This is a genomic window from Phycicoccus ginsengisoli (assembly GCF_054779295.1).
The window spans coordinates 135,897-152,069 of the sequence record NZ_BAAGYN010000002.1 but is presented as its reverse complement, the minus strand read 5'-3'; the positions used below and the strand labels follow the sequence as shown (position 1 = coordinate 152,069).

Below are 16,173 nucleotides of genomic sequence, written 5' to 3'. Positions count from 1 at the left end.
ACCGGCGGCCACCGCATCGTCCGTCCGGTCCGTTTCGTCCGGGACCGGCCGCCACGGCCCCGGGGCGCGGCTAGCGTGCGAACCTCCCCCGCCTGCCCGACCTCGAGGACCTCCGACCGTGTCGTCTGCCCTTCCCCCGCTCCCGCCCCCTGCCCCCGGGGCGCCGCGCGCCTCCACCGGGGCCCGCAGGATCGGGGTGGCGGCCGCCCTCGGGTGGGTCGGCCTGGCCGTCGTCGCCCGGCTGGGGTTCGCCTCGGGTGGCCCGAGTGGTGCCCTGGTGCTGACGGGCGCGTATGTCCTCGTCGTCGCGGTGGTGGCGCTGCTGCGCGGTCGGGTGGGCTGGGCGCGGTTGCGGAGCCGTCCCGCGGGGGGCGTCGCCCTCGCGGCGGCCCTGGCGCTGCTCGTCGCGGGCGGCGCGACCGCGCCCACGTCGTCGGTCCCGACCGCCGCACACCCCACCGGCAGCCCGACGACCTCGACGAGCCCCGGTCCGTCACCCACGGTCGCGCCCGCGGCCGCCCCCGCCGTCCCCTCGAGCACCCCTGTCCCGGCGCGGACCGCCATGACGGCCACCTCCCCTGCGTCCACCTCCCCGCCAGCGCGTCCCGGCACGGCGCTGGCCCTGCTCGGCACCCTGACGGTGAAGGGCCGGGGGCCCATGACGGGGTACGCCCGCGACCAGTTCGGTGCCGCCTGGACCGACACCGACCGCAACGGGTGCGACCAGCGCAACGACGTCCTGCGCCGCGACCTGCGCCAGGTGCGGCTCAACGCCGGCACGCACGGCTGCGTGGTCCTGACCGGGTCGCTGCTCGACCCGTACACCGGCCGCACCATCGCCTTCACCCGCGGCTCGGCGACGTCGTCCGCCGTCCAGATCGACCACGTCGTGGCCCTCGCCGACGCCTGGGTCAAGGGCGCCGCGCGCTGGGACGCCGCCACCCGCACCGCCTTCGCGAACGACCCGCTCAACCTCCTCGCCGTCGGCGGCTCGGTGAACGCGGCGAAGGGCGCCGGCGACGCGGCGACCTGGCTGCCGCCCGCGAAGGGGTACCGGTGCGCGTATGCCGCGCGGCAGGTGGGCGTCAAGGCCCGGTATGCCGTCGCGGTCACGTCGGCGGAGCGCGCGGCGCTGGCGCGCGTCCTCGGGGCCTGCCCGACGATGGCAGTGCCCGCTGCCGGGCCGGTCGCCCTCGGCGGCTGGCCGGTCGCGACGAGCTCGTCGGCGCCGCGACCGACCTCCTCGACGGCCGGCGGCACGGCCTCGCCGAAGCCGTCGGCCTCGAGCACGTCTCCCTCGTCCCTCGTGCAGGGCGTCCACCCGGGCGCCTTCTGCTCCCCGGAGGGAGCCCTCGGCCGCACCAGCAAGGGCACGCTGATGCGGTGCCGGACCACGTCGACGGACCCCCGCGCCCGGTGGCGCTCGGCCTGACGCGAGGGGACGCCGGGGGTACCTCCCGCGGCACTGGCCCTGGCACCTGGCACCGCCACCGGCACCGGCACCGGCACGGCACTGGCACCTGGCACCGGCACGGGCGCTGACGCCGGCACCGGCGCCACGGCGGCCGCAGCGCCGCCGTCCGGTCCTCGGCGTCATCGTCGTGACGGGCACCCTCCCTCCGTCAGTGGCCGGAGCTGCCGGGGCTGGAGTGCCACAGCTTGCGCGGTGGGTCGAGCCGGTCCGCGCCCGGTCCGCCGGGCACGACGGTGCCCTGGCCGAGCCGGTGCGAGCCCCGCACGTCCTCACCCGGCGGCTTGGTGTCGGCGTACGGGGACTGCCGGAACCCGGAGGCGTGCACGAGCACCCGGCGCCCGCCCCGCAGGGCCTGCTGGTGCGCCGCCTCCTCGGCCTGCGCCTGCTCGGCAGCCGCCCGCTCGGACTCCTCCATCGCGGCCCACACGGCCTCCACCCCGCCGCGCTGCCACGCCTCCCACAACGGGGCGAGCTCCCACGCGCCCGTCGCCCGCAGCGAGATGCCCCTCGGGCCGGTGCGTCGCACCACGCCCCGCACGAGCAGCATCCACGAGTGGAAAACCGTGGCGGCGTAAGGACCTTGGACGTCCTCGAAGAACGTCGCGTCGACCGGCCCGGTCGAGTCGTCGAGGGTGAGGAACACGACCCGGCGGCCCGAGCGGATCGGCGGGGTCTGGGTGGCGACCTTGACCCCGCAGGCCCAGACGGTCGACCGGCTGCGGGCCGACAGCAGGTCGCGGCTGCGGGTGACCCCGAGGGCGTCGAGCATCGGCGCGTAGAACTCGACGACGTGGGCGCTGGCGTCGAGCCCGAGGATGTCGAGCTCGGCCCGGACCCGCTCGGGGCCGCTCAGCTCGGGCAGCCCGGTGCCGGTGGTCAGCTCGGGCCGGTCACCGAGGTCGAGGGCGAGCTGCGTGGGCTGGAGGCCGGCCGCGGCCACCGGGGCGGCCGCCTGCGACTGGGCCGCCGCGCGGGCGCGCACCTGGTCCCCCGCGAGCACGTCGGGCGGCGCCGACGCCTCACCCCGGGACCGGCCGCGCGGTGCCACCCGGCGGCTGGAGCGGCCGACGGCCCGGGTCCAGCGGTCGAGCTCGGCGAGGTGGAGCAGCAGGTCGCGCCGGGTGGTGCGGCCGCGCCGCCCCAGGCCTGCGGTCGTCGGCCCGGACGTCAGCCCCGGCACCCCGCCGGAGACCGCACCGATGCCGTAGAGCCGGTCGAACGCCCCGGCGAGGACGAGCCGTTCGGCGACCGGCCGCGACACCCGCGCCCGGTGCCAGAAGTCGGACAGCCCGGCATACGGCTGGCCGGCGACGACCTGCGCCACCTCGGCCTCGCTGATCCCGCGGACGTCGGCGAGCGAGAGCCGGATGCCGTAGTCGCTGGCGTCGGGCAGGTCCCCGGTGCGCACGTCGGCCGCGGTCCGGTCGCCGGGCGCTCCGGGGAACAGCGTGCGCTGCTCGAGGGGGTCGAGCTGCTCGAGCCGCTCGACGCGGTAGGTGCCGGTCGAGGCGTTGACGTCCAGGCCCAGCACGGTGATGCCGAGCGAGCGGGCGTCGTCGAGGATGAGCCGCTTGGGGTACATGCCCGGGTCGTGGGTGAGCACCCCGGCGAGGAAGGCCGCGGGGTGGTGGGTCTTGAGCCAGGCCGAGTGGTAGGTCGGCAGCGCGAACGCGGCGGCGTGGGCCTTGCAGAAGCCGAAGGACGCGAACGCCTTGAGCACCTCCCAGATGCGGTCGGTGTCCTCGCGGGTGTAGCCGCGGGCCAGCGCCGCGGGTCGCCACCACGCCTCGATCTCGACCTGGCCGCCGGGGGTGCCGAGCGCCCGGCGCACCTCGTCGGCCTGGGCCAGCGAGACGCCGGTCGTCTCGGCGACGATCATGAGCACCTGCTCGTGGAACACCACGACGCCCTCGGTCTCCTGCAGCGCGGCGATGAGGGTGGGGTGCAGGTAGGAGGCGGCCTTCCAGCCGTGCCGGGCCTCGAGGAACGGCGTGATCATGTCGGACTTCACCGGCCCGGGGCGGAACAGCGAGATGTCGATGACGAGGTCCTCGAACCGCTGCGGCCCGAACTTGCCGATGAGCTCGCGCTGCCCGGGGCTCTCGATCTGGAAGCAGCCGAGGGTGTGGCTGGTGCGGATCAGCCGGAAGGTCGCCTCGTCGTCGAGCGGGACCTGCGCCTGGTCGTCGAGGTCGACCTCCTGCCCGTCGACCCGCGCGACCTCGGCCACGGCGTGCGCCATCGCCGACTGCATCCGGATGCCGAGCACGTCGAGCTTGAGCAGCCCCATCGTCTCGACGTCGTCCTTGTCGTACTGGCTCATCGGGAACCCCAGCCAGCTCGCCTCGACCGGTGTGCGGTCGAGCAGGCTGCCGTCGGAGAGCACGACCCCGCACGGGTGCAGCGCGATGTGCCGGGGCAGGCCGTCGAGCCGCTCGACGAGGTCGAACAGCGCGCGCAGCCGGGGGCTGTCGAGCCCGCGGGAGCGCAGCTCGGGCAGCTCGGCGATGGCGCTGCGGGCGTCGCGGGCGCGGATGTGCGGGAACGCCTTGGCGATCTCGTCGACCTCCACCGGGGCCATGCCGAGCGCGGCGCCGACGTCGCGGATCGCGTGCCGGACCTTGTAGGTGTCCATCATCGACACGCAGGTCACCCGGTCGCCCCCGAACCGCTCGAGCACGCGCTCGTAGACCTCGGTGCGCCGGGCCGACTCGACGTCGATGTCGATGTCGGGCAGCTCGGCCCGCAGCGGGCTGCAGAACCGCTCCATGATCAGGCCGTAGCGGATCGGGTCGACCCCGCTGATCCCGAGCAGGTAGTTGACCAGCGACCCGGCGCCCGACCCGCGCGCGGCGACCCGGACCCCCATCTCCCGGATGAGGTCGACGACCTCGGCGACGGTGAGGAAGTACGAGGCGTACCCGAGCTCGGCGATGACCTTGAGCTCGTCGACGAGCCGGCGCTCGACCGCGGACAGCTCGCGCTCCCCCAGCCCCGGGTAGCGCCAGGCGAGCTTGTCGCGGCAGCGCTGCTCGAGCCGGACCTGCGGGCTCTCCCCCGCCTCGATGCCCAGCACCTCCGGCTCGGGCAGGTGGACCGAGCCGATGCCCAGGTCGTGCCGGGCGCTCTGGGCGCAGGCGAGCCCGAGGGCCAGGGTGCGCTCGAGCAGGGCGTCGGCCCGGGTCCGGTCGCCACCGGTCACCGCGAGCGCCACCTCGCGCATGGTGTCGGTGCCCGCGAGGTGGGCCGCGTCGGTGACCCGGTCGAGGTGCCGGGTGTCGAGGGCGACGAGCCGGCGGGCGGCGTCGAGGACGTCGACGACCGCGGACTCGGCCGGGTCGACGTGGCGCACCGCCGCGGTGAGCACCGCCGGCAGCCCGGCGTCGTCGGCCAGCCCGAGCATCCGCGCGGCGTGGACGCGGGAGGCCGGGGTGCCGGACGGGCCGCCGTGGCAGACCACCTCGACCACGAGCGCGCCGGGCGGCAGCCGGTGCTGCCACCGGGCGAGCAGCGCCCTGGCCCGGTCCGGCCGCCCGGCCAGGACCGCCCGGCCCACGTCGGAGTCGGGGCCGAACAGGACGACGAGCGGGCTGGGGTGTCCGTCGGGGGCCGCGCAGCGCGCGGCGACGGTGTCGAGCGAGGTCACCGGCGTCCCCCGCTCCCCGCGCAGGTGGGTGTCGGTGACGAGCCGGCACAGCGCGGCATACCCGACACCCCCGGGCAGCCCACTCGCCCGGCCGCGGGCGAGCACGGTGACCCGCGGGTGGCGCGGGTCGACCACGGCACCGCCGCGCACCGGGGTGCGGGGCCGGGCCGCCGGGGGCAGGTATGCCGCGTGGCCGCCACCGCGGGCGGCACCGGCGAGCGCCCGGTCGGCGAGCGTCCGGTCGGCGAGCATCCGGTCGGCGAGCATCCGGTCCGTGAGCTTCTGGTCGAAGGGTCGGCGTCCACCGCGGGCGGGGTCGTCGGGACCACCGCCGGACGCGCCGGAGCGGTCCCGGTCGGGCCCGACCGCGAGGTCGACCCCGAGGACCGGGGAGATGCCGGCGGCGGTCGCAGCCCGGACGAACCGGACCGCGCCGTAGAGCCCGTCGCGGTCGGTGAGGGCGAGCACCGGCTGGCGGTGCTGGGCGGCGCGCTCGACGATCGCCTCGGGCGTGGCGGTGCCGTAGCGCATCGAGAACCCCGAGGCGACGTGGAGGTGGACGAAGTCGGTCACGGCGACCCCCCGGCGCGGGCCGGGGCCCCGGAGGCCGCCACGGTGGGCACGAGCACGTCGCGGGCGACACCGGCGGCCGGCAGGCCGAGGGCGCGGCAGACCAGCTCGAGGAAGGTCTCGGACTGGCGCAGCAGGTCGTCGGCCTCGCGGGCGGTGTGCGGGCCGGGCCGGGCGGCGACCAGCTCGAAGAAGCCGGCCCACTCGGCGAGCTCCGGCGCGACCGACGGCACCAGCTCCCAGAGGCTGCGCGGGCCGGCCGGGCCCCCGGGGCTGGTGCGGGCGGCGACCACGGCGGCGGCGGCGCGCAGGGCCGCGAGCTGGGCCTGCCGGTGGCGCTGGGCGATGTCGCGGCTGTGGCACGCCTCGAGCAGGGAGTGCCGGGACCGGTCGAGCAGGTCCAGGGCGCTCGCCACGGCGTGGGGAACGGGGGTGGTGGTGGGAGTCATGGGTCGGCGCCTTCAGTCCGCGACCCGCAGCAGCCGCCAGCCCGCGCCGGCTGGACCGGCCGGGTCGGAGCCGAGGTCGTAGACACCCGACCCGGCGGAGCGACCGGCGCTCGCCTCGACCCGCCACACCCGGCGCTCCCGGGCGTCGGTGAGCACGTCGGCGCCCTCGCGGGCGTCGCGCCACCACGCCCGGCGCTCCTGCCAGGAGTCCAGGACGGCCCGCACGACGTAGAGCCGGCCACGCCAGACGAACGCGTCCGGGTGCGTGGCCACGGTGGTGCCACCCCCCTCGGTGCTCTCGCGGACCTCGATCGGCTCTTCGTACCGGCGCACCACGGCATGGCTCCTTCGTCAGGGCAGGATGGGATGAGGTGGGGCCCTGGCCCGGACCGGCGGGGTCGAGGCGCCGGCCGCGGGGCCAGGGCCGGCCGTGGTCCGGTGGCGACGGACGGCTCGGCCCAGGGCCGGAACCGCTCGGTCGCCGGTCGTCCGGACCCCGGCATTCGAACATTTGTTCGATATCCGGAACGGTACACCCGGCCTCGGACACGGCGTCAAGAGGAGCCGCGACGCCGGTGCGCGCCCACCCGTGAGACGACCTCCCCGAACTCTGGTGGGCTCCCCCCGCCGGCCCTAGTCTGCGAGCATGCCGCCCGACGCGTCCTCGCCGCAGGCGCTCACCCCGACGACGACCCGCCCCACCGGCGCGGTCCCGGACCTTCGTGGGCACCCGGGCGTCCAGCGCGTGCTCGCAGCCCTCGCGGTCCACCACGTCACGCCCGAGGTCGTCACGCTGCCGGACGCGGTCCGCACCGCGGCAGCCGCGGCAGCGGCACTCGGGATCACCCCGGCGGAGATCGCGAACTCGCTGGTGTTCCGGGCGACCTGCGCCGCGGGCGGGAGCTCCCCCGTCCTCGTCCTGACGTCGGGGGCGCACCGGGTCGACCTGGTGAAGGTCGCCGACCTCGTCGACGACGTCGCGCACCTCGAGCGCGCAGACGCCGACTTCGTCCGGGAGACCACCGGCTTCGCGATCGGCGGGGTCGCGCCCGTCGGCCACACCCAGGCGGTGCCGACGTACGTCGACGTGTCGCTGAGCCGCTACCGGCACGTGTGGGCGGCAGCGGGCCACAGCCACACCGTCTTCCGCACCACCTACGAGGAGCTGCTGCGGGTCACCGCCGGCCGTGCCATCGAGGTCGCCTGACCCTGCCCACCCGGAGCCGGCTCACCCACCTCCCTCGGGTCACCGGCACCCGTGCCCGTCAGGCCGGCGGCGGACCCTCGTGCACGCAGAGCACGTTCCCGTCGGGGTCGCGGAACCACGCGGCCCGGTCCGTACCCGTCGTCGCGATGTGGCCCACCGTCGTGAGGCCGGGCAGGTCGTAGTCGTCGAACACGACCCCGCGGCCCTCGAGGTCGCGCACCTCCGCGGCGACGTCGGGCACCTCCCAGCTCAGTGCCGTGCTCGGGTTCTGCGTCCCCGCGTCACGCGGGAGCAGCATGAGCACCACGCCGCCCGCGAGCCCGTAGAGCAGGCTGCCCTCGTCGTTCGTCCCCTGGAACGGCAGACCGAGACGGTCGTAGAACGCCCGTGCGCGACCGGTGTCCGTGACGGGCAACATCGTCGCGATCGAGCTCGTGGCCAAGGACATGACGAGACCTCCTCGCTGCGCTGCGGCCCCGGCGGTCGCAGGCCACCTTCGAGCATGCGCCCCGCCCGATCCGTGGCGCTCCCCCACAAGGGTGAGACCGGCTGGGCAGAATGTGCCCCATGACCTCACCCCGGCCGGTCGAGTGCTGGCTCACGGACATGGACGGCGTCCTCGTGCACGAGGAGACCGCGATCCCGGGGGCGGCCGAGTTCCTGCGCGCCCTGGTCGAGCACGGTCGACGGTTCCTGGTCCTGACGAACAACTCGATCTACACCCCGCGCGACCTGCGGGCCCGGTTGCGGGCCAGCGGCATCGACGTGCCCGAGGCCGCGATCTGGACCTCCGCGCTCGCCACGGCCCAGTTCCTCGACGACCAGCGACCACACGGGAGCGCGTTCGTCGTCGGCGAGGCCGGGCTGACGACCGCGCTGTACGAGGTCGGCTACACGATGACGGAGCGGGACCCGGACTACGTCGTGCTCGGCGAGACGCGCACCTACTCCTTCGAGGCCATCACCAAGGCGATCCGGCTCGTCGAGGCCGGTGCCCGGTTCATCGCGACCAACCCGGACGTGAGCGGGCCGAGCCAGCAGGGCACGATGCCCGCGACCGGCTCGGTCGCCGCGCTCATCAGTGCCGCGACCGGACGCCAGCCCTACTACATCGGCAAGCCCAACCCCCTCATGATGCGCAGCGCCCTCAACCGGCTCGACGCCCACAGCGAGTCGACCGTCATGATCGGCGACCGCATGGACACCGACGTCATCAGCGGCCTCGAGGCGGGACTTCGGACCGTGCTGGTGCTCACCGGATCGACCTCGCGCGGGCAGGTCGACACCTTCCCCTACCAGCCGACCCGGGTGGTCGACTCGATCGCCGACGTCGTGCCGCTCGTGGGCGAGCTGCGCCCGCTGGCCGGCCCGGGCCGACCATCTGAGTAGTCGCACGGATGCGGGGCGGTCACGACCGGCGGCAGGCTCGGCGCGCCGCAGTCGGGGGACTGTGGCGGCGCGGGGCGTAGGTGCCCGGGGCGGCCGGGGGGACGGTCGAGCCGGGGCCCGCGCCCCGCGCGACGACGTGAGCGGACCGGAGGCTGGGCCATGGGCCTGCGGAAGCTCGGCCGAGGGGCGCCGGAAGCCCGGAAACGCCGGAAACGCCGGAAGCCCGGACGCCGGAGGCCGGACGCCGGAGGCTCGGCACAGGAGCCGCCGGCCTCAGAGACCGAGGTTGCGGTGCACCTCGAGCGTCGCGGTCGAGCGGTTCATGGTGATGAAGTGCAGGCCCGGCGCCCCCTCGGCGAGCATCCGCTGGGCGAGCTCGGTGGCGATCTGCACCCCGACCTCCCGGGTGGCGGCGGGGTCGTCCGCCACGCGCTCGAGCCGCGCGACCACCGGGGCCGGCAGCGGCGTGCCCATGAGCTGGGACATGCGCGCCACCTGCTTGAAGTTCGTCACCGGCATCAGCCCGGGCGTGATGGGCAGCGGTCGGCGCTCCGCGACCCGGTCGCGCAGGCGCAGGTAGGTGTCGGCGTCGAAGACCATCTGGGTGATCGCGAACGACGCCCCCGCGTCGGCCTTGCGCACCAGCACCTCGACGTCGTGGTCGAGGTCGGGCGAGCTGGGGTGCACGTCGGGGAACGCGGCCACCCCGATCGTGAACTCGCCCAGCGAGCGCACCAGCCGGACGAGGTCCGTGGCGTGGTCGAGGCCCTCGGGGTGCGGGATCCACTCCCCGCCCGGGTTGCCCGGGGGGTCGCCGCGCAGGGCGAGGATGTTGCGGACGCCGCTCGCGGCATACATCCCGATCACCTGGCGCAGCGCGGCGACGGACGCGCCCACGCAGGTGAGGTGGGCCAGGGGGGTGAGCGTGGTCTCCAGGGCGATGCGCCCGGTCACCCGCACCGTGCGGTCCTGGCTCGTGCCACCCGCGCCGTAGGTGACGGACACGAAGTCCGGGCGCACCGACTCCAGCCGGCGGATGGCGTCCCAGAGGGTCTCCTCGCCGGTGTCGTCCTTGGGCGGGAAGAACTCGAAGCTGATCGAGGGCGCGGTGCGCGCGAGCATGCCGGGGATCGACCGGGTCTGCGACTCCGGCCGGGCCAGCCGCGACGGTCGACCGAGTGCCATGGCGGTGAGACTAGTCGAGCGCCCACACCGTAGGCTCAGGAGCAGCACCGGGTGAGACGCCCTGTGCCGCCGACGATCTGGAGGAGCACCGTGGTCGCCAGCCCGCTCGATGCCGCCGCACTGCGCGAGCGCGTGCAGCGCTGCGTCGACGCCGTGCTCGCCCGCCAGGACGGCGTCCTGGCCGAGGTCGGGCCCGACGCGCACGAGCTGCTCGAGGCCGTGGCCCGGCTGCTCACCGGCGGCAAGCGGCTGCGGGCTGCCTTCCTCTACTGGGGCTACCGCGGGACGGGGCAGCCCGACTCCGACGCGATCGTCCAGGTGGCCACGGCGATGGAGTTCTTCCAGGCGGCCGCCCTGATCCACGACGACGTCATGGACGACAGCGACACCCGCCGCGGTATGCCGGCGGCGCACCGCTCGCTCGCCGCCCGCCACGAGCGCGAGGAGTGGGCCGGCGACGCCGGCCGGTTCGGCGTCGCCGGGGCCATCCTGGCCGGGAACCTGTGCCTCAACTGGACCGAGGAGCTGTACGCCACGTCCGGGCTCGCGCCCGAACACCTGGCCCGGGGCCGCGAGGTCTTCGACCGGATGCGGACCCAGCTCATGGGAGGGCAGTTCCTCGACGTCGTCGAGTCGGCCCGCTCCTGGGACGGCGTCGCCACTCCCGAGCGGATCGAGCGCGCCGAGCGCGTGATCCGCTACAAGTCCGCCAAGTACACGGTCGAGCACCCGCTGCTCATCGGCGCGACGGCCGGTGGGGCGGACGCCGACGACCTGGCCACGCTGTCGCGCTACGGGCTCGACCTCGGCCACGCGTTCCAGCTGCGCGACGACCTGCTCGGGGTCTACGGCAACCCCGCCACCACGGGCAAGCCTGCCGGGGACGACCTGCGCGAGGGCAAGCGCACCGTCCTGGTCGCGCATGCCCTGGCGGGCGCGGACGCGGACGGCCGGGCCCTCATCGGCCGGTACCTCGGCGACCCGACCCTGGGCGACGAGGAGGTCGAGGCGGTGCGCCGGGTCATCACCGACAGCGGGGCCGTCGACGCCGTGGAGGCGGACATCACCCGCCTGGTCGGCTCGGCCCGCGCCGCCCTGAAGTCGACGACCGGGCTCACCGACGAGGCGGTCGACGTGCTCGACGGCCTCATCGACAGCGCCACGAGCCGCCAGTACTAGGAGACCTAGAAGGCCGTCTCCATCGCCCGGCGACGCACCTCGGTCTTGAAGCCGTCACGCAGGGCGTCGACCGGCGTCCCCCCGCGACCCAGCGTGTCGTCGGCGGTGAACAGCCAGCGCACGACCTCCTCGTCGGTCATGCCGCCGTCGGCCAGCACCGTGAAGGTGCCGCGCAGGTGGTGCAGCACGGTCTCGTCGAGGAACTGCTCGGGGACCTTGAGGATCCGCCGCTCCCCCACGCGCAGGCCGAGCAGCTCGCGGTCCTCGAGCATCCGGCGCACCTGCGAGAGCGGCACGCCGAGCCGCTCGGCGACGTCGGGCACGGGCAGCCACGAGCCCACGAGGGCCTCGAGCGATGGCTCGTCCGGGGAGAGGGGATCGGGGTTCTGCTCGGTCACGGGGTCCAGCCTGCCAGCCGTGGCTGCCATTGCAAATTACATCGATGTAAGTCGATATGAGCACGCCACCGTGGTGTACTGTCACACCCGTCACAGCCGCAACATCGACATCATCCGCACCCATTGCACCTCCCGCCCCGGTGGGACCCGCCCGAAAGGCACGTTCCCTGATGCCACCTGTGATCGCCCCGGCCGCCGTTCCCCCGTCCCTGGCCCAGGCCCCGCTGGCCGTCGTCCAGCGGGTCGCGGCCGCACCGCACGGCTGGACGGCCTACACGGTGCGCTCCGGCGACAACCTGTCGGCGATCGCGGACCGCACCGGGACGACCGTGGGCGCGCTGGTGGCGCGCAACCACCTGCGCGACGGTGGGTCCCGCCTGTCCGTGGGACAGCGCCTGTCCGTCCCGAAGACCGCGGCCCAGGCGCGCGCCGAGGCAGCCCGGGCCAAGGCCGCCGCCGCGGCGCGTGCTGCGGCGATCCGGCGCGCCACCTACGTCGTGCGCCCGGGTGACACCCTGTCGGCCATCGCCGCCCGCAAGGGCGTCTCGCTGGCCGCCCTGCTGAAGGCAAACCACCTCTCGACACGCTCGGTGATCCAGGTCGGCCAGAAGGTCCGCATCCCCGGGGCCGGTGCCGCGAGCGCCGCCCGCCCGGCCGCCTCCGCCTCCGCCTCCGTCGCGACCTCGACCTACACGGTCCGCTCCGGCGACACCCTCAGCGCCATCGCCGCCCGGACCAAGACGCCACTCGGCACGCTCTACAAGCTCAACCGGCTCTCGGCCCGCACCGTGATCCACCCCGGGCAGCGCCTGCGGGTGCGGGGCACGACCCCCAGCGCCGCGCGCCCGGCGGCCACCACGGCATACACCGTCGTGTCGGGTGACACGCTCTCGGGGATCGCCGCGCGCAAGGGCGTCTCGCTCGCCTCGCTGCTCAAGGCCAACCACCTCTCCGCCCGCTCGATGATCCAGGTCGGGCAGAAGGTCCGGGTGCCCTCGAGCGCCAAGCCGGTGAGCCCGAGCACCAACAGCTTCGCCGGCCGGACCTACCCCCAGGCGACGGTCAGCGCCGCCAACCGCAACCGTGCCGCCCTCGCCACCCGCTCGGTCCCGAGCCGCACGCAGACCCGGGCGATGATCATCGCGACGGCCCGGCGCCAGGGCGTGGACCCGAAGCTGGCGCTGGCCGTGGCGTGGCAGGAGTCCGGCTGGAACCAGCGCCAGGTCTCGGTGGCGAACGCGATCGGCGTCATGCAGGTGATCCCCTCCTCCGGCGAGTGGGCCTCGCAGATGGTCGGGCGCCGGCTCAACCTGCTCGACACCCAGGACAACATCACCGCCGGCGTGGCCATCCTGCGCTCGCTGACCCGCTCGGCCGCGAACACCGACCAGGCGGTCGCGGGGTACTACCAGGGCCTGGCCTCGGTCCGCGGCAACGGGATGTACGCGGACACCAAGTCCTACGTCACGGCCGTCAAGGCGCACCGCGGCCGGGTGTGACCCGCCGCCCTGCGGCCTGCAGGGCGCCCCGTGGAGCGGTGTCCGCGCCCCCGGGTCCGTCCACGCCTCGGACCGGCCACGGACCTGCCTGCACGAGATGACCAGTCCGGTCTCCTACACTTTGCGGGTGTCTTCCGGTGTGACCGAGTCCCTCCTCGGCCGTGTGCTCGACGGGCGCTACCGCGTCCAGTCGCACATCGCCGACGGCGGGATGGCGTCGGTCTACCTGGCGCTCGACACCCGCCTGGACCGCGACGTGGCGCTCAAGGTCCTGCGCGCCGACCTGGCCCAGGACGACGCGTTCGTGACGCGGTTCCGGCGGGAGGCCCGGTCCGCGGCCCGCCTGTCGCACCCCAACGTCGTCGCCGTCTTCGACCAGGGCGAGGACGACGGCCTGATGTTCCTCGCGATGGAGTACGTGCCGGGCCAGACCCTGCGCGAGGTGATGCGGGCCGAGGGTCCGCTGACCCCGCGAGCCGCCCTCGACATCATGGCTCCGGTCCTGCAGGCCCTCGGCGCCGCGCACCGGGCCGGCATCATCCACCGCGACGTCAAGCCCGAGAACGTCATCCTGCGCGAGGACGACGGCACCGTGAAGGTCGCCGACTTCGGGCTGGCGCGGGCGGTCTCGTCGCACACCGTCACCTCGCAGACGGGCGTGCTGCTCGGCACGGTCGCCTACCTGTCCCCAGAGCAGGTCGAGCGCGGCATCGCCGACGCCCGCAGCGACGTCTACGCCGCGGGGCTGATCCTGTTCGAGATGCTCACCGGCACCAAGGCGTTCACCGGCGACACCCCGATCCACATCGCCTACCAGCACGTCCACGGCTCGATCCCGGCGCCGTCGTCACGGGTGCCGTCGGTGCCGCAGGAGCTCGACGCGCTGGTGGCCCTCGCGACGGCCCGCGACCCGGACCAGCGCCCCACCGACGCCGCGGACTTCCTGACCCAGGTCCGGGCGTCCCGCGCGATGCTCACCCCCGCCGAGCTCGACCGACGGCCAGAGGGGCCGACGGGCCCGGCCGGTGGCGCGCGCACGGTCGCCGTGGAGCGCACGAGCGCCCTGCCCGTAGGCTCCGGCACGGAGGACGACGCCGACGGTGCCGCAGACGGGACCGCAGGCCGTGCCGGCGACCTCGCAGCGGCGGCCCGCCGCCGGGTCCCACCGGTGGCGCTGCCCATCGACCACACCCCCACCGCCCCGCCGGGCTCCGGGCTGGCCGCCGGTCACGGCGCGGCGATCGAGGGCCGCGTCGTCAGCGCCGACGCGGGCCCGCGTCGGTCCCTTCCCTGGCGCTGGATCGGCCTCGCGCTGGCTGCGCTGGTGCTCGCCGGCGTCTCGGTCTGGTGGTTCCTGGCCGGTCCGGGCTCTCCCACGGTCGTCCCCCGCACGACCGGTCTCGCGTACGCCAAGGCGGCCACCGCCCTCGAGCGAGCCCACCTCACGCCCCAGCGCCAGGACCAGTTCGACGAGACCGTCCCCAAGGGCGTCGTCATGTCGACCGACCCCGGCGCGGGCACCGAGGCACCGCGCGGCAAGGACGTCAGGGTCACCGTGTCGCGAGGACCCGAGCGGTATGCCGTGCCGAACGTCGCCGGGAAGTCCAAGGCCGAGGCGAGCGACCAGATCGCCGCGGCCAAGCTCGCCGTAGGAAACGTCACGGAGGCGTACAACGAGACGGTGGCTGCCGGCCTGGTCGTCAGCGTCGACCCCAAGGTCGGCACGGAGCTCAAGCGGGGCGCCGACGTCAACCTCGTCGTGAGCAAGGGCCGCCAGCCCATCGCGGTCACGGACTGGACCGGCAAGCCCGCCGACCAGGCCGTCAACGACCTCACCGGCAAGGGCCTGCAGGTCGACGCCACCGAGCAGCAGTTCAGCACCACGGTCGCCAAGGGCAGCGTCATCACGCAGAGCCCGGCAGGGGGCACGCTGTTCCGCGGTCAGCAGGTCACGCTCGTCGTCTCCAAGGGCCCCGAGATGGTCGCGGTGCCCGACGTCCAGGGCAAGCAGGAGGCGGAGGCCGAGAAGATCCTCACCGACGCCGGGTTCACGGTGACGAAGGAACGGTTCATGGGCGGCGTCTTCGGCACCGTCCGCAGCCAGAGCCCCGCCGGGGGCGCCAAGGCCCCCAAGGGCAGCGCCATCACCCTCGTCATCGTCTGACCGGTCTGCCCGCCCGACGTCCTCCACCCGAAGGCCCTGCCCTGTCCGCCAGCACGCACTCCCCCGGTCCGCCGTCCAGCGCGTCGCGCAGCCCGCTCCCCGCCGCGCGGCTGGCCACCCTGCTCCTGGTGTCGGTCACCGCGGTCTGGGGGTCGACCTTCTTCCTCATCCGCGACCTCGTGGCGCACGTGCCGTCCGCCGACTTCCTGGCAGTGCGGTTCGCGATCGCGGCGGTCGTGATGGCCGTGGTGTTCCGGCGCCAGGTGCTCGCCCTCGGGCGCCGCGAGCTGCTCGTCGGGCTTGGCCTCGGCGTGCTCTACGGCCTGGCCCAGCTGCTGCAGACCGTGGGGCTGGAGCACACCGACGCCTCGGTGTCCGGGTTCGTCACCGGCACGTACGTCGTGCTCACCCCCGTGCTCGGTGCCGTGCTGCTGCGCGACCGGCTCCCGGGCACGACGTGGCTGGCCGTGCTGCTGGCCACGGCCGGGCTGGCGGTGCTGTCGCTGCGTGGACTGTCGGTCGGCTACGGCGAGGCGCTGACCCTGGCCTCGGCCGCCCTCTACGCACTGCACATCCTGGGGCTGGGGAGGTACTCCACGACCGCGTCGGCGACCGGCCTGGCCACCGTGCAGGCGTTCGTCATCACGGTCGTGGCCTTCATCGCCGCCGTCCCGGACGGCATCACCCTGCCGTCGACCGGCGGCCAGTGGACCTCGTTGGTCTACATGGCGCTGGTCGCCGGTGCGGGGGCGCTGTGGGCGCAGACCTGGGCCCAGTCGCACCTGCCCGCGACCCGGGCGGCGATCGTCATGACGATGGAGCCGGTGTTCGCGGCGTTCTTCGCCGTGCTGTTCGGCGGGGAGTCCCTGACCGCGAGGATGCTGCTGGGTGGCGGACTGGTGCTGACGGCCATGTACGTCGTCGAGCTGCTGGGCCGGCGCTCCCCCGGCGCCACCGCCGAGCAGGACCCGCCGGCCGAGCTGCTCCACCACGAGGTCTGAGCGCCCAGGGTC

At 75.0% G+C, this 16,173-nt stretch carries 13 protein-coding genes; 7 read left to right on the top strand and 6 right to left on the bottom strand.

The genetic code is table 11. The features are described 5' to 3' along the window. The first annotated feature begins 196 nt into the window (after positions 1-196). Positions 197-1,432 carry an HNH endonuclease family protein gene (locus ACYVDO_RS03335; protein ID WP_460932810.1) on the top strand — a complete coding sequence of 412 codons (1,236 nt, stop codon included), beginning with the start codon at positions 197-199 and terminating at the stop codon, positions 1,430-1,432. A 190-nt stretch (positions 1,433-1,622) separates the two neighbouring features. Here ACYVDO_RS03335 and ACYVDO_RS03330 read toward each other — a convergent pair whose 3' ends face one another. From ACYVDO_RS03330 to ACYVDO_RS03320, 3 genes are read right to left on the bottom strand one after another with little or no spacing between them, the layout of a single operon-like run. Further along, complete coding sequence (locus tag ACYVDO_RS03330; RefSeq protein WP_460932809.1) at positions 1,623-5,693, bottom strand: DNA polymerase III subunit alpha; 4,071 nt, start codon at positions 5,691-5,693, stop codon at positions 1,623-1,625. Continuing rightward, positions 5,690-6,139, bottom strand: a complete 450-nt coding sequence (locus ACYVDO_RS03325; RefSeq protein WP_460932808.1) for an SAV_6107 family HEPN domain-containing protein — start codon at positions 6,137-6,139, stop codon at positions 5,690-5,692. The genes ACYVDO_RS03330 and ACYVDO_RS03325 overlap by 4 nt, the downstream gene beginning before the upstream one ends. A gap of 12 nt (positions 6,140-6,151) precedes the next feature. Then, complete coding sequence (locus tag ACYVDO_RS03320; protein WP_460932807.1) at positions 6,152-6,475, bottom strand: DUF6504 family protein; 324 nt, start codon at positions 6,473-6,475, stop codon at positions 6,152-6,154. A 310-nt stretch (positions 6,476-6,785) separates the two neighbouring features. On the opposite strand from ACYVDO_RS03320, the gene ACYVDO_RS03315 reads away from it, so the two are divergent. Beyond that, positions 6,786-7,346, top strand: a complete 561-nt coding sequence (locus ACYVDO_RS03315; RefSeq protein WP_460932806.1) for a YbaK/EbsC family protein — start codon at positions 6,786-6,788, stop codon at positions 7,344-7,346. A gap of 58 nt (positions 7,347-7,404) precedes the next feature. On the opposite strand, the gene ACYVDO_RS03310 is transcribed toward ACYVDO_RS03315, so the two are convergent. Further along, on the bottom strand, positions 7,405-7,794 hold the full coding sequence (locus tag ACYVDO_RS03310) for a VOC family protein (protein ID WP_460932805.1): 390 nt from the start codon (positions 7,792-7,794) through the stop codon (positions 7,405-7,407). Between the two features lie 119 nt (positions 7,795-7,913). Here ACYVDO_RS03310 and ACYVDO_RS03305 point away from each other — a divergent pair, with 119 nt between their 5' ends. Next, a complete protein-coding gene (locus tag ACYVDO_RS03305) occupies positions 7,914-8,735 on the top strand; it encodes an HAD-IIA family hydrolase (protein ID WP_460932804.1) in 822 nt (273 codons plus the stop codon). A 273-nt stretch (positions 8,736-9,008) separates the two neighbouring features. On the opposite strand, the gene metF is transcribed toward ACYVDO_RS03305, so the two are convergent. Further along, positions 9,009-9,920, bottom strand: coding sequence for a methylenetetrahydrofolate reductase [NAD(P)H] (metF, locus tag ACYVDO_RS03300; RefSeq protein WP_460932803.1), 912 nt, complete (start codon positions 9,918-9,920; stop codon positions 9,009-9,011). 90 nt (positions 9,921-10,010) lie between these two features. On the opposite strand from metF, the gene ACYVDO_RS03295 reads away from it, so the two are divergent. Further along, positions 10,011-11,099 (top strand): polyprenyl synthetase family protein, encoded by a 1,089-nt coding sequence (locus ACYVDO_RS03295; RefSeq protein ID WP_460932802.1) that lies wholly within the window; start codon positions 10,011-10,013, stop codon positions 11,097-11,099. A 5-nt stretch (positions 11,100-11,104) separates the two neighbouring features. On the opposite strand, the gene ACYVDO_RS03290 is transcribed toward ACYVDO_RS03295, so the two are convergent. Further along, a complete protein-coding gene (locus ACYVDO_RS03290; RefSeq protein ID WP_460932801.1) occupies positions 11,105-11,497 on the bottom strand; it encodes an Rv2175c family DNA-binding protein in 393 nt (130 codons plus the stop codon). Positions 11,498-11,667: 170 nt separating this feature from the next. On the opposite strand from ACYVDO_RS03290, the gene ACYVDO_RS03285 reads away from it, so the two are divergent. The 3 genes from ACYVDO_RS03285 (at position 11,668) to ACYVDO_RS03275 (ending at position 16,161) form a co-directional block, all read left to right on the top strand. After that, positions 11,668-12,996, top strand: a complete 1,329-nt coding sequence (locus ACYVDO_RS03285) for a LysM peptidoglycan-binding domain-containing protein (protein ID WP_460932800.1) — start codon at positions 11,668-11,670, stop codon at positions 12,994-12,996. 127 nt (positions 12,997-13,123) lie between these two features. Continuing rightward, positions 13,124-15,160, top strand: coding sequence for a Stk1 family PASTA domain-containing Ser/Thr kinase (gene pknB, locus ACYVDO_RS03280; RefSeq protein ID WP_460932799.1), 2,037 nt, complete (start codon positions 13,124-13,126; stop codon positions 15,158-15,160). Positions 15,161-15,288: 128 nt separating this feature from the next. Next, complete coding sequence (locus ACYVDO_RS03275) at positions 15,289-16,161, top strand: DMT family transporter (RefSeq protein ID WP_460932798.1); 873 nt, start codon at positions 15,289-15,291, stop codon at positions 16,159-16,161. Positions 16,162-16,173 lie beyond the last annotated feature (12 nt).

What these genes read in the sequence shown, in the direction of transcription:
- ACYVDO_RS03325 (WP_460932808.1), bottom strand. Translation starts at nt 6,139, where the DNA reads ATGACTCCCACCACCACCCCCGTTCCCCACGCCGTGGCGAGCGCCCTG.
- ACYVDO_RS03315 (WP_460932806.1), top strand. Translation starts at nt 6,786, where the DNA reads ATGCCGCCCGACGCGTCCTCGCCGCAGGCGCTCACCCCGACGACGACC.
- ACYVDO_RS03310 (WP_460932805.1), bottom strand. Translation starts at nt 7,794, where the DNA reads ATGTCCTTGGCCACGAGCTCGATCGCGACGATGTTGCCCGTCACGGAC.
- ACYVDO_RS03305 (WP_460932804.1), top strand. Translation starts at nt 7,914, where the DNA reads ATGACCTCACCCCGGCCGGTCGAGTGCTGGCTCACGGACATGGACGGC.
- metF (WP_460932803.1), bottom strand. Translation starts at nt 9,920, where the DNA reads ATGGCACTCGGTCGACCGTCGCGGCTGGCCCGGCCGGAGTCGCAGACC.
- ACYVDO_RS03285 (WP_460932800.1), top strand. Translation starts at nt 11,668, where the DNA reads ATGCCACCTGTGATCGCCCCGGCCGCCGTTCCCCCGTCCCTGGCCCAG.